A 14,078-nucleotide genomic window follows, 5' to 3' on the forward strand; every position below is an offset into this window, starting at 1 on the left:
GGAGTGTCGCCCCGCCCCGTGATTCGGGCGGTTCGAGGTGTGGCACCGGGGTGGCGGCAACGACCATGTTTTCCAGACAGGCCATCGCCGCGCGTCAAGCAACCGCTCTAGTGTGCCAGAGGCTCGGGCGACCTACCAAATCGGGCCGGGAGCACCCGGCATACCGGCGTTGGTGGCGCGTCGCGGGAGCCGCGCCGCCCGCGCGCGTATGCCGGGTCAGGGCGACCGATGCCCGCCACCGGCCGCCCGCACACGGCAGGATGCGTTCATGACGACGTTGCCGATCGGCCCCGGGAGAGCCCGGCAGGGCGAGATCTACCGTGCTGGCGTGCTGGGGCGCAGTCCCGCGGTGCCCGCCGACTGTGCCGAGCTGGAGCGCCGCGCGCAGGGCGCCATGTCGCTGCGGGCGTGGGCCTATGTCGCTGGCGGGGCCGGCGAGGGCGCGACGATGCGCGCGAACCGGGCGGCTTTCGACCGCTGGCAGATCCGGCCCCGGATGCTCCCGGGCCAGGCACAGCGTGACCTGCGCACGACCGTCCTGGGGAACGAGCTGGCCACTCCCCTGCTCCTGGCGCCGATCGGAGCCGCGGGCCTGGTCCACGACGACAGCGACCTGCACATCGCCCGCGCCGCGGCGCAGGCCGGCGTGCCGTACGTGATCTCCAACCAGGGTTGCACGCCGATGGAGGACATCGCAGCAGCCATGGGCGACGCGCCCCGGTGGTTCCAGCTCTACTGGTCGACCGACGAGGCGCTCGTCGACAGCCTGCTCGCACGGGCGGACGCCATCGGCGCAGGGGCGTTGGTGGTCACCCTCGACACGACGATGCTCGGGTGGCGCCCGGCGGACCTGAACCTCGGCAGCCTGCCCTTCTCCCAAGGGATCGGGATCGCGCAGTACACCTCGGACCCGCGATTCCAGGAGATCGTCCGTGAGCGGGTGGCGCGCGCCACCCCGAGTCCGGAGAAGGTCGAGGTCACCCTCGGCGCCCTGCGCTCGCTGCTGTCGATCAGCCGCAACCACCCGGGGCCGTGGCGCGCCAACCTCCGTTCGCCCGAACCCCGGGCCGCGGTGGAGGCGTTCCTGGACATCTACTCCAACCCCGGGCTGACCTGGGAACACCTGGGCACGCTGCGCCAGCGGACGGACCTGCCCATCGTGCTCAAGGGGATCCTGCACCCCGACGATGCGGTGCGGGCCGTCGAGCTCGGAGCCAGCGGCATCGTCGTGAGCAACCACGGCGGACGTCAGGTGGACGGCGCCGTCGCGAGCCTCGACGCCCTCCCCGCGATCCGCGCGGCCGTGGGGCCAGGCACGACGCTGATCCTGGACAGCGGGGTCCGCACCGGCTCGGACGTCGCCAAGGCCCTGGCCCTCGGCGCGGACGCCGTCGCCCTGGGGCGGCCCTACCTCTACGGGCTCGCGCTGGCCGGACAGGACGGGGTGCGTGAGGTCGTCGCCAACGTGCTCGCCGAGCTGGACCTCACCCTGGGACTGTCGGGCGTGACCTCGGTGGCCGAGCTCGGTCCGGACCTGCTGCAGACCGCTCCCTGACCGGTCCGGCCGGTGCGACTCGTCAGGGCGGCATACGGAAGGGCGGCATACGGAAGGGCGGCATACGGAAGGGGCGACATACGGAAGGGCCCCACAGCCGAAGCTGTGGGGCCCTCTCGCTGGTGCGGGAAGCGTCAGATCACTTGAGGATCTTGGTGACGCGGCCGGCGCCCACGGTGCGGCCACCTTCGCGGATAGCGAACTTGAGGCCCTCCTCCATGGCGATCGGCTGGATGAGCTCGACGTTCATCTCCGTGTTGTCACCGGGCATGACCATCTCGGTGCCCTCGGGGAGGTGCACGACGCCGGTCACGTCAGTGGTGCGGAAGTAGAACTGCGGGCGGTAGTTGTCGTAGAACGGCGTGTGACGGCCACCCTCATCCTTGGACAGGATGTAGACGTTCGCCTCGAAGTCCGTGTGCGGGGTGATCGAGCCGGGCTTGACGATGACCTGGCCGCGCTCGACGTCCTCGCGCTTGGTGCCACGAAGCAGCAGACCGACGTTCTCGCCCGCACGACCCTCGTCGAGGAGCTTGCGGAACATCTCGACACCGGTGACGGTGGTCTTGGCCGGAGGGCCGGTGTGGATGCCCACGATCTCGACCTCCTCGTTGACCTTGAGGATGCCGCGCTCGATGCGGCCGGTGACGACCGTGCCACGACCGGTGATGGTGAAGACGTCCTCGACGGGCATGAGGAACGGCTTGTCGATCTCGCGCTCCGGAACCGGAATCGAGTTGTCGACAGCGTCCATCAGCTCGAGCACGGACTGGCCCCACTCGGCGTCGCCCTCGAGGGCCTTCAGCGCGGAGACCTTGACGACCGGCAGGTCGTCGCCCGGGAACTCGTAGGAGGACAGCAGCTCGCGGACCTCCATCTCGACGAGCTCGAGGATCTCCTCGTCGTCGACCATGTCGGCCTTGTTGAGCGCCACGACGATGTAGGGGACGCCGACCTGGCGGGCCAGGAGGACGTGCTCCTTCGTCTGCGGCATGGGGCCGTCGGTGGCGGCGACCACGAGGATCGCGCCGTCCATCTGGGCCGCACCCGTGATCATGTTCTTCACGTAGTCCGCGTGACCGGGGCAGTCGACGTGCGCGTAGTGACGGCTCTCGGTCTGGTACTCGATGTGCGCGATGGAGATGGTGATACCGCGCTGCTTCTCCTCGGGCGCCTTGTCGATGTCCTCGAACGCGAACTGCGGGTTCAGGTCGGGGTACTTGTCGTGCAGGACCTTGGAAATCGCAGCCGTCAGCGTCGTCTTACCGTGGTCGATGTGACCAATGGTGCCGATGTTGACGTGCGGCTTAGTCCGCTCGAACTTTGCCTTCGCCACTTGATGTCCTCCTCAGGACTCTTCTTGGTGATACGCCTTACGACCTGGCGGACGTGGCGCGGATTATGGGAGTAGTGCGTGGTGCAGTCGTCGTGCTGTCGTGGTGCCGACCGGTAATGCTACCGGTCACTCACCACGGGTCTTTTTGATGATCTCCTCGGCGACAGCCTTGGGGACCTCGGCGTAGGAGTCAAACTCCATGGAGTAGTTCGCACGACCCTGGGTCTTGGACCGCAGGTCGCCGACGTACCCGAACATCTCCGACAGGGGCACCAGACCGCGCACGACCTTGGCACCGCTGATGTCCTCCATGGCCTGGATCTGGCCACGACGGGAGTTGATGTCTCCGATGACGTCGCCCATGTAGTCCTCGGGCGTGCGCACCTCGACGGCCATCATCGGCTCGAGGAGCACGGGGTCGGCCTTGCGGACGGCCTCCTTGAGCGCCATGGAGCCGGCGATCTTGAACGCCATCTCGGAGGAGTCGACGTCGTGGTAGGCGCCGTCGAGCAGGGGAGGCCTTGATGCCCACCAGCGGGTAACCGGCCAGCACGCCGTACTGCATGGCGTCCTGGATGCCGGCGTCGACCGACGGGATGTACTCGCGCGGGATGCGGCCACCGGTGACCTTGTTCTCGAACTCGTACAGCTCACCGGACTCGGTGGTGTCCAGCGGCTCGATGCTGATCTGCACCTTCGCGAACTGGCCGGAGCCACCCGTCTGCTTCTTGTGGGTGTAGTCGTACTTCTCGACGGTGCGACGGATCGTCTCGCGGTAGGCCACCTGCGGCTTGCCGACGTTCGCCTCGACCTTGAACTCGCGCTTCATGCGGTCGACCAGGATGTCGAGGTGCAGCTCACCCATGCCGGCGATGATCGTCTGGCCGGTCTCCTCGTCGTGGTGGACCTGGAAGGTCGGGTCCTCGGCGGAGAGCTTCTGGATGGCCGTCGACAGCTTCTCCTGGTCGCCCTTGGTCTTGGGCTCGATGGCCACCTGGATGACCGGGTCCGGGAAGGTCATCGACTCGAGGACGATCTGCTCGTTCGGGTCGCTGAGGGTGTCACCGGTGGTGGTGTCCTTCAGGCCGATCGCCGCGTAGATGTGGCCGGCGAGGGCCTCGTCCACGGGGTTCTCCTTGTTGGCGTGCATCTGGAAGAGCTTGCCGATGCGCTCCTTGCGGCCCTTGGTCGTGTTGACGACCGCGGAGCCGGAGGAGATCTGGCCGGAGTACACGCGGATGAACGTCAGCGTGCCGAAGAACGGGTGCGTGGCGACCTTGAAGGCCAGCGCCGAGAACGGCTCGCTGGTGTCGGGCTTGCGCGTCATCTCGATCTCCTCGTGGTTCGGCTTGTGGCCGACCATCGGGGGGACGTCGAGCGGCGACGGCAGGTAGTCGACGACCGCGTCGAGCATCGGCTGCACACCGCGGTTCTTGAAGGCGGAGCCACACAGGATCGGGTAGAGCTCGGAGTTGACCGTGAGCTTGCGGATCGCGCCCTTGATCTCCTCGGGCGTCAGCTCCTCGCCACCGAGGTACTTCTCCATGAGGGTGTCGTCGGACTCGGCAACGCGCTCGACGAGGTGGTGGCGGTACTCCTCCACCTTCTCGACCATGTCGGCCGGGATCTCCTGGATCTCGTACTTGGCGCCCATGGTCACGTCACCCTTGGCGTCACCGGGCCACACGAGGGCGCGACGGTAGATGAGGTCGACGACACCGACGAACTCGCTCTCGGAGCCGATCGGCAGCTGGAGCACGAGGGGCTCGGCGCCGAGGCGGTCCTTGATGGTCTGCACGGTGAAGTAGAAGTCCGCGCCGAGCTTGTCCATCTTGTTGACGAACGCGATGCGGGGCACGTCGTACTTGTCGGCCTGGCGCCAGACGGTCTCGGACTGGGGCTCGACGCCCTCCTTGCCGTCGAACACCGCGACGGCGCCGTCCAGCACGCGCAACGAGCGCTCGACCTCGACGGTGAAGTCGACGTGGCCGGGGGTGTCGATGATGTTGATCTGGGTGCCCTCCCAGAAGGAGGTCACGGCGGCAGACGTGATCGTGATGCCGCGCTCCTTCTCCTGCTCCATCCAGTCGGTGGTCGAGGCACCGTCGTGGGTCTCACCGATCTTGTGGTTGACACCGGTGTAGAAGAGGATGCGCTCCGTCGTCGTCGTCTTGCCGGCGTCGATGTGCGCCATGATGCCGATGTTGCGGACCTTGGTCAGGTCCGTCAGGACGTCGAGTGCCACTCGTATCTCATCTCGCTCGTTGCGGAAGTTCTGTTCGTGCGCGACCGGGCGTGCATTCCCGGGCGCGGGCTCTCGGTATGCCGCGTGCGCGCGGGGCGCACGCGGCATACCGAGGCGCTGTTACCAGCGGTAGTGCGCGAAGGCCTTGTTGGACTCGGCCATCTTGTGGGTGTCCTCGCGACGCTTCACCGCGGCACCGAGGCCGTTGGAGGCGTCGAGGATCTCGTTCATGAGGCGCTCGGTCATGGTCTTCTCACGACGCTGACGCGAGTAGCCGACCATCCAGCGCAGGGCCAGCGTGGTCGCGCGGTTGGGCTTGACCTCGATCGGCACCTGGTAGGTCGCGCCACCGACACGGCGGGACTTGACCTCGAGGGTGGGGCGGATGTTGTCCAGGGCACGCTTGAGCGTGGCCACGGGGTCGGTGCCGGTCTTCTCCTTGACGCCGTCGAGGGCGCCGTAGACGATCGTCTCGGCGATGGACTTCTTGCCATCGAGGAGGATCTTGTTGACCAGCTGGGTGACCAGCGGGGAGTTGTGAACCGGGTCGACGACGAGGGGGCGCTTCGGCGCGGGTCCCTTGCGAGGCATTACTTCTTCTCCATCTTCGCGCCGTAACGGGAACGGGCCTGCTTGCGGTTCTTCACACCCTGGGTGTCGAGCGAGCCGCGGACGATCTTGTAACGCACACCGGGCAGGTCCTTCACACGACCACCACGCACGAGCACGATGGAGTGCTCCTGCAGGTTGTGGCCGACGCCCGGGATGTAGGCCGTGACCTCGATGCCGCTGGTCAGGCGCACACGGGCGACCTTGCGCAGGGCAGAGTTCGGCTTCTTGGGGGTGGTGGTGTACACGCGCGTGCACACTCCGCGGCGCTGGGGCGAGCCCTTGAGGGCAGGAGTCTTGGTCTTGGTGACCTTGTCCTGACGCCCCTTGCGCACAAGCTGGTTGATCGTAGGCAACCTGTTCTCCGTACGTTGTCGTTGTCGGTGCCCTCGGGCCGCGGTGCGGCCGGCTCGGGCACTCCTTGGTGTGGTGCCCCTGCCGACCCCCGCACTCGGGTGTGTCGTCAGTGGCGCTCTCCCCTGCACCACCCACGCGCGATCCTGAGGACTCCAGGGATCGGTGGTGGGTTGCCCGGCGAGAGGTGGTGCTGGCTGCGGTGGCCGACGATCGCGGACGATGATCGGTGCCGACTCCAGCGGCGTGCCCGAGCAGACCTCAGGCACAGTGTTCAAAGATACCGCCTGCACAGTGGGCCACCAAATCGGTTCGGCCTTCGCAGACGTAGTCATCCTTCACAACAACGCTGCCCCGTCGGGTATGCCGCCACCTGCCTTCCGGTCGATCGGGCCACGGGGGCTCGATGACCGTCCCCGTGCCGAGGACACGATGCAGGGGGACGGCTGAGGGGGCCGGACCGGCGAACCGGACCGACCCCCTCGGGTCATGCTGTGCGTCGGACGTCAGTGCGTCACTCCAGGCCCAGCTCCGCGTCGTCGAGGCGGATGGCCTCGCCGGACCCGGGGCCGAACACGGGGTAGTCGTACTCGTAGCTCGGCATGGTGTACATCGCGGCCTTGGCCTCTTCGGTCGGCTCCACCTTGATGTTCCGGTAGCGCGGGAGACCCGTGCCGGCCGGGATGAGCTTGCCGAGGATGACGTTCTCCTTCAGACCCAGCAGGGGGTCCGACTTGGCGTTCATCGCGGCCTCGGTGAGGACGCGGGTCGTCTCCTGGAAGGAGGCGGCCGACAGCCAGGAGTCCGTGGCCAGCGACGCCTTGGTGATGCCCATCAGCTCGGGGCGACCCGATGCCGGGCGACCACCCTCGGCCACCACGCGGCGGTTCTCGGTCTCGAAGCGACCGCGCTCGGCCAGCTCACCCGGGAGCAGGTCGGCGTCGGCGGACTCGATGATCGTGATGCGCCGCAGCATCTGGCGGACAATGACCTCGATGTGCTTGTCGTGGATCGACACACCCTGCTGGCGGTAGACGTGCTGGACCTCGTCCACCAGGTGCATCTGGACCGCACGCGGCCCGAGGATGCGCAGCACCTGCTTGGGGTCGATGGAACCGACCGTCAGCTGGTGACCGACCTCGACGTGCTCACCGTCGGCGACGAGCAGGCGGGCCCGCTTGCTCACCGGGTAGGCGTGCTCCTCGGAGCCGTCGTCCGGCGTGAGCATGAGGCGACGGGTCTTGTCGGTGTCCTCGATGGTGACGCGACCGCTGGCCTCGGCGATCGGGGACACACCCTTGGGGGTGCGGGCCTCGAACAGCTCGACCACACGGGGCAGACCCTGCGTGATGTCGTCACCAGCCACACCACCGGTGTGGAAGGTACGCATCGTCAGCTGGGTGCCGGGCTCACCGATGGACTGTGCGGCGATGATGCCGACCGCCTCACCGATGTCGACCAGCTTGCCGGTGGCCAACGAGCGGCCGTAGCACGCGGCACAGGTGCCGACGTGCGACTCGCAGGTGAGGACCGAACGGACCTTGACCTGCTCGACTCCAGCAGCGACGAGCGCGTCGATGACGACATCACCGAGGTCGATACCGGCCTCGGCCAGCGTCGCACCGTCGAGGACGACGTCCTCGGCGAGCGTGCGGGCGTAGACCGAGGTCTCGACGTCGTCGTGCTCCACCAGCGTGCCGTCGGCCATCTTCTGGGCGATCGGCATGACCAGGCCACGCTCGGTGCCGCAGTCGTCCTCGCGGATGATGACGTCCTGCGAGACGTCCACCAGACGACGGGTGAGGTAACCCGAGTCAGCGGTACGCAGCGCGGTGTCGGCCAGACCCTTACGGGAACCGTGCGTCGAGATGAAGAACTCGAGCACCGACAGACCCTCGCGGAAGTTCGCGCGGATCGGGCGGGGAATGATGTCGCCCTTCGGGTTGGACACCAGACCACGCATACCGGCGATCTGACGCAGCTGCATCCAGTTACCACGCGCACCCGAGGACACCATCTTGTAGATGGTGTTCGTCTTCGGGAGGTTGGCCTCCATCTCCTTGGCGACCTCGTTGGTGGCCTGGGTCCAGATCTCGATGAGCTCCTGACGGCGCTCGTCGTCGGTGATCAGACCACGCTCGTACTGGGTCTGGACCTTGGTGGCCTTGGTCTCGTAGCCCTCGAGGATCTCGCCCTTGCGGGGCGGGGTCACGACGTCGGAGATGGCCACCGTGGTGCCCGAGCGGGTCGCCCAGTGGAAGCCATACTCCTTCAGCGCGTCGAGGCTCGCCGCCACCTGGACCTTGCTGTACCGCTCGGCCAGGTCGTTGACGATCGTGGACAGCCGCTTCTTGTCGACGGGGGCGTCGACGAAGGGGTAGTCCACCGGCAGCGTCTGGTTGAACAGCGCGCGACCGAGGCTGGTCTCGACGGTGAGCGACGGCACCTGGCCGAGCTCGTTGGCCTCGACACCCTCGGGGAGCACGGTGCCGGGGATCGGCACGACGTCCACGAGGCGGATCTTGACCTTGCTGCCGAGCTCGAGCTCGCCGGAGTCGAACGCCATCCGGGCCTCGGAGACGGACGAGAACGCCCGACCCGAGCCGCGGCCGTTCTCCACCTCGGAGGTGAGGTGGAACAGGCCGATGATCATGTCCTGGGTGGGCATGGTCACGGGGCGGCCGTCGGCCGGCTTGAGGATGTTGTTGCTCGAGAGCATGAGGATGCGGGCCTCGGCCTGCGCCTCGGTGCTCAGCGGCACGTGCACGGCCATCTGGTCACCGTCGAAGTCGGCGTTGAAGGCCGAGCAGACGAGCGGGTGGATCTGGATGGCCTTGCCCTCGACGAGCTGGGGCTCGAACGCCTGGATGCCGAGGCGGTGCAGCGTGGGCGCGCGGTTGAGCAGCACGGGGTGCTCGGTGATGACCTCTTCGAGAACGTCCCACACGACCGGGCGAGCCCGCTCGACCATGCGCTTGGCCGACTTGATGTTCTGCGCGTGGTCGAGGTCGACCAGGCGCTTCATCACGAACGGCTTGAACAGCTCGAGCGCCATCTGCTTGGGCAGACCGCACTGGTGCAGCTTGAGCTGCGGGCCGACGACGATGACCGAACGGCCGGAGTAGTCGACGCGCTTGCCGAGCAGGTTCTGGCGGAACCGGCCCTGCTTGCCCTTGAGCATGTCGGACAGCGACTTGAGCGGACGGTTGCCGGGACCCGTGACCGGGCGGCCGCGGCGGCCGTTGTCGAAGAGGCTGTCGACAGCCTCCTGGAGCATGCGCTTCTCGTTGTTGACGATGATCTCCGGCGCGCCGAGGTCCAACAGCCGCTTGAGGCGGTTGTTGCGGTTGATCACGCGGCGGTAGAGGTCGTTGAGGTCGGACGTGGCGAAGCGGCCACCGTCGAGCTGCACCATCGGGCGCAGGTCCGGCGGGATGACCGGGACGGCGTCGAGCACCATGCCGGACGGCTTGTTCGTCGTCGCCTGGAAGGCGGTGACGACCTTGAGCCGCTTGAGCGCACGGGTCTTCTTCTGGCCCTTGCCGGTGGCGATGATCTCGCGGAGCAGCTCGGACTCGGCCTGCAGGTCGAAGTCCTCAAGGCGCTTCTGGATCGCCGCAGCGCCCATGCCGCCCTCGAAGTAGAGCCCGAACCGGTCCCGCATCTCGCGGTAGAGGATCTCGTCGCCCTCGAGGTCTTGGACCTTGAGGTTCTTGAACCGGTCCCAGACCTGCTCGAGCCGCTCGATCTGCTGGTCGGCGCGCTTGCGGATCTGGTTCATCTCGCGGTCCGCGGACTCGCGCACCTTGCGGCGCGCGTCAGCCTTGGCACCCTCGGCCTCGAGCTCGGCGATGTCGGACTCCAGGCGCTTGGCGCGGGCCTCGATCTCGGCGTCGCGCTTGTTCTGGTGCTCCTTGCGCTCCACCTCGATCTGGGCCTCGAGCGAAGGCAGGTCCTTGTGACGCTGCTCCTCGTCGACCGAGGTGATCATGTAGGCCGCGAAGTAGATGACCTTCTCGAGGTCCTTCGGGGCGAGGTCGAGCAGGTAGCCCAGGCGCGACGGGACGCCCTTGAAGTACCAGATGTGGGTGACCGGGGCGGCGAGCTCGATGTGGCCCATCCGCTCACGACGCACCTTGGCGCGGGTGACCTCGACACCGCAGCGCTCACAGATGATGCCCTTGAAGCGGACGCGCTTGTACTTGCCGCAGTTGCACTCCCAGTCCCGGGTGGGGCCGAAGATGCGTTCGCAGAACAGGCCCTCCTTCTCGGGCTTGAGCGTGCGGTAGTTGATGGTTTCAGGCTTCTTGACCTCACCATGGCTCCACTGGCGGATGTCCTCCGCAGTGGCCAGGCCGATGCGCAACTCGTCGAAGAAGTTGACGTCGAGCACGTGGTTCCTTCTCTCGTGTCTCTATAAAAACTGAAGTGGTCTGATCGGATGGGCCGTGGAGGGAGGTATGCCGCGTGGCCGGGCCACGCGGCATACCTCACCGCATCAGACCTCTTCGACGCTGCTCGGCTCGCGCCGAGACAGGTCAATGCCGAGCTCTTCGGCGGCGCGGAAGACGTCCTCGTCGGACTCCTTCAGCTCGATCGATGTGCCGTCGCTGGAGAGGACCTCGACGTTGAGGCACAACGACTGCATCTCCTTGATGAGCACCTTGAAGGACTCGGGGATGCCCGGCTCGGGGATGTTGTCGCCCTTGACGATGGCCTCGTAGACCTTCACGCGGCCCTGCACGTCGTCGGACTTGATGGTGAGCAGCTCCTGCAGCGCGTAAGCCGCGCCGTACGCCTCGAGGGCCCAGACCTCCATCTCACCGAAGCGCTGGCCACCGAACTGGGCCTTACCGCCAAGCGGCTGCTGGGTGATCATCGAGTACGGACCCGTGCTGCGCGCGTGGATCTTGTCGTCCACGAGGTGGTGCAGCTTGAGGATGTACATGTAGCCCACCGACACCGGCTCGGGGAACGGCTCACCGGAGCGGCCGTCGAAGAGCCGGGACTTGCCGGAGCCGTCGATGAGACGCACGTCGTCGCGGGTCTTGGTCGTGGAGTCCAGCAGACCCACGATCTCGTCCTCGCGCACACCGTCGAACACCGGCGAGGCGACTCGCGTGCCGGCCGGGGCCGAACGCGCGTCCTCGGGGATCAGCTTGGCCCAGTCCGGGTTGCCGGCGATCTCCCAACCGCGGCTCGCCGCCCACCCGAGGTGGAGCTCGAGGATCTGGCCGACGTTCATACGGCCGGGAACACCGAGCGGGTTGAGCACGACGTCCACAGGGGTGCCGTCCTCGAGGAACGGCATGTCCTCGACGGGCAGGATCTTGGAGATGACGCCCTTGTTGCCGTGACGGCCGGCGAGCTTGTCACCATCGGTGATCTTGCGCTTGTTGGCGACGTAGACGCGGACAAGCTGGTTGACGCCCGGGGGCAGGTCGTCGCCTTCGTCCTTGTCGAACACCTTGACGCCGATGACCGTGCCGGTCTCGCCGTGGGGCACCTTGAGCGAGGTGTCGCGGACCTCACGGGCCTTCTCACCGAAGATGGCGCGCAGCAGGCGCTCCTCCGGGGTCAGCTCGGTCTCACCCTTGGGCGTGACCTTGCCGACCAGCAGGTCGCCGTCGCGGACCTCGGCACCGATGCGGATGATGCCGCGCTCGTCGAGGTCGGCCAGGACCTCCTCGGAGACGTTCGGGATGTCCCGGGTGATCTCCTCGGGCCCGAGCTTGGTGTCGCGGGCGTCGACCTCGTGCTCCTCGATGTGGATCGAGGAGAGGACGTCGTCCTGCACCAACCGCTGGCTGAGGATGATCGCGTCCTCGTAGTTGTGGCCCTCCCACGGCATGAACGCCACGAGCAGGTTGCGACCCAGGGCCATCTCGCCACCATCGGTCGCGGGTCCGTCGGCGATGACGCCGCCGGCCTCGACCCGGTCACCCTCGTTGACGACAACGACCTGGTTGTAGGACGTGCCCTGGTTGGAGCGCGCGAACTTGGCGATCCGGTAGGTGCGTGTCGAGCCGTCGTCGCCGGCCACGGTCACGAGGTCGGCAGAGACCTCGGTGACCACACCAGCGGTCTCGGCCCGGACGACGTCGCCCGAGTCGAGGGCGGCGCGGTACTCCATGCCGGTGCCGACGAGCGGAGCCTCGGACTTCACCAGCGGCACCGCCTGGCGCTGCATGTTGGAGCCCATGAGCGCACGGTTGGCGTCATCGTGCTCGAGGAAGGGGATCAGCGCGGTCGCGGCCGAGACCATCTGGCGCGGCGAGACGTCCATGTAGTCGACGTCCTCACCGGGGATGTAGTCGACCTCGCCACCCTTGGTGCGGACGAGGACGCGGTCCTCGGTGAACAGGCCGTCGGCGTTGATGACGGCGTTGGCCTGCGCGATGACGTGGCGGTCCTCCTCGTCAGCCGAGAGGTAGTGGATCTCGTCGGTGACGGTGCCCTTGACGACCTTGCGGTACGGCGTCTCGATGAAGCCGAACGCGTTGATCCGGCCGTAGGAGGCGAGCGAACCGATCAGACCGATGTTGGGACCCTCGGGGGTCTCGATCGGGCACATGCGGCCGTAGTGCGACGGGTGGACGTCACGGACCTCCATGCCGGCGCGGTCACGGGACAGACCACCCGGGCCCAGCGCAGACAGACGCCGCTTGTGCGTCAGCCCGGCCAGCGGGTTGTTCTGGTCCATGAACTGCGACAGCTGCGAGGTGCCGAAGAACTCCTTGATCGAGGCCACCACCGGGCGGATGTTGATCAGGGTCTGCGGGGTGATCGCCTCGACGTCCTGCGTGGTCATGCGCTCGCGGACGACGCGCTCCATGCGGGACAGACCGGTGCGGACCTGGTTCTGGATGAGCTCGCCGACGTTGCGCAGGCGGCGGTTGCCGAAGTGGTCGATGTCATCGACCTCGACCGGCACGTCCTGGCCGTTCTTGCCCGAGAGCGTCAGCTCGCCAGCGTGCAGCGCGACGATGTACTTGATCGTCGCGACGATGTCGTCCACCGACAGGACCGAGTCGGCCAGCTCGGCGGCGACGCCCAGCTTGCGGTCGATCTTGTAGCGGCCAACCTTGGCGAGGTCGTAGCGCTTGGGGTTGAAGTACAGGTTGTCCAGGAGGGTCTGGGCAGCCTCGCGGGTCGGCGGTTCGCCCGGGCGCAGCTTGCGGTAGATGTCGAGCAGCGCGTCGTCCTGGCCGGCCGTGTGGTCCTTCTCCAGGGTCAGGCGCATCGACTCGTAGTCGCCGAACTCCTCGAGGATCTCTGCCTCGGTCATGCCGAGGGCCTTGAGCAGCACCGTGACCGACTGCTTGCGCTTGCGGTCGACACGGACGCCGACCATGTCACGCTTGTCGATCTCGAACTCGAGCCACGCACCGCGGCTCGGGATGACCTTGGCGGTGTAGACGTCCTTGTCGGAGGTCTTGTCGGGCGTGCGCTCGAAGTAGACGCCCGGGCTGCGGACCAGCTGGGAGACGACGACGCGCTCGGTGCCGTTGATGACGAAGGTGCCACGCTCGGTCATGAGCGGGAAGTCGCCCATGAACACGGTCTGGCTCTTGATCTCACCGGTCGTGGTGTTCATGAACTCCGCGGTGACGAACAGGGGCGCGGAGTAGGTCTGGTCGCGCTCCTTGCAGTCCTCGATGGAGTACTTGACGTCCTCGAAGCGGTGGTCGCGGAACGACAGCGACATGGAGCCACTGAAGTCCTCGATGGGGGAAATTTCCTCGAAGATCTCCTCGAGGCCGGAGCGATCCGGCACATCCCCCCGACCCTCCGCCTTGGCGGCTGCAACACGGGCCTGCCAGCGCTCGTTACCGAGCAGCCAGTCGAAGCTTTCCGTTTGCAGCGCCAAGAGGTCGGGGACCTCGAGGGGTTCGCGGATCTTCGCGAACGACAGACGGCCGGAGGCCGTCCGTGCGGTGGACACAGTCTGAGTCGCGTTGCGCGAGGCAGCCAAGGAG

The 14,078-nt window shown here is 67.1% G+C and carries 6 protein-coding genes and 1 pseudogene; 1 reads left to right on the top strand and 6 read right to left on the bottom strand.

Annotated features, from left to right (window positions below; translation table 11 throughout):
* Nucleotides 1-268 precede the first annotated feature (268 nt).
* The gene (locus tag GKE56_RS10390) at nucleotides 269-1,555 is read left to right on the top strand and encodes a lactate 2-monooxygenase (RefSeq protein WP_154684482.1); all 1,287 of its coding nucleotides are present in this window, start codon (nucleotides 269-271) and stop codon (nucleotides 1,553-1,555) included.
* Between the two features lie 139 nt (nucleotides 1,556-1,694).
* Here GKE56_RS10390 and tuf read toward each other — a convergent pair whose 3' ends face one another.
* The 6 genes and pseudogenes from tuf to rpoB form a co-directional block, all read right to left on the bottom strand.
* Nucleotides 1,695-2,891, bottom strand: coding sequence for an elongation factor Tu (gene tuf, locus GKE56_RS10395; RefSeq protein WP_154684483.1), 1,197 nt, complete (start codon nucleotides 2,889-2,891; stop codon nucleotides 1,695-1,697).
* 126 nt (nucleotides 2,892-3,017) lie between these two features.
* Nucleotides 3,018-5,136: pseudogene (gene fusA / locus GKE56_RS10400) on the bottom strand (elongation factor G).
* Between the two features lie 120 nt (nucleotides 5,137-5,256).
* Entirely contained in the window at nucleotides 5,257-5,727 is a 471-nt protein-coding gene (rpsG, locus tag GKE56_RS10405; protein WP_154684484.1) for a 30S ribosomal protein S7, read from the bottom strand.
* A complete protein-coding gene (gene rpsL / locus GKE56_RS10410; protein WP_056883290.1) occupies nucleotides 5,727-6,101 on the bottom strand; it encodes a 30S ribosomal protein S12 in 375 nt (124 codons plus the stop codon). Before rpsL ends, rpsG begins: the two co-directional genes overlap by 1 nt.
* A gap of 512 nt (nucleotides 6,102-6,613) precedes the next feature.
* Nucleotides 6,614-10,492 (bottom strand): DNA-directed RNA polymerase subunit beta', encoded by a 3,879-nt coding sequence (locus tag GKE56_RS10415; RefSeq protein WP_154684485.1) that lies wholly within the window; start codon nucleotides 10,490-10,492, stop codon nucleotides 6,614-6,616.
* Between the two features lie 105 nt (nucleotides 10,493-10,597).
* Nucleotides 10,598-14,074, bottom strand: a complete 3,477-nt coding sequence (rpoB, locus tag GKE56_RS10420; protein WP_154684486.1) for a DNA-directed RNA polymerase subunit beta — start codon at nucleotides 14,072-14,074, stop codon at nucleotides 10,598-10,600.
* Between the last annotated feature and the right edge of the window lie 4 nt (nucleotides 14,075-14,078).

Source organism: Nostocoides sp. HKS02, from assembly GCF_009707485.1.
Classification (GTDB): domain Bacteria; phylum Actinomycetota; class Actinomycetes; order Actinomycetales; family Dermatophilaceae; genus Pedococcus.

Bases quoted from the DNA above. Each gene is read 5' to 3' on its own strand.
- GKE56_RS10390 (WP_154684482.1), top strand. From the start codon at position 269: ATGACGACGTTGCCGATCGGCCCCGGGAGAGCCCGGCAGGGCGAGATC.
- rpsG (WP_154684484.1), bottom strand. From the start codon at position 5,727: ATGCCTCGCAAGGGACCCGCGCCGAAGCGCCCCCTCGTCGTCGACCCG.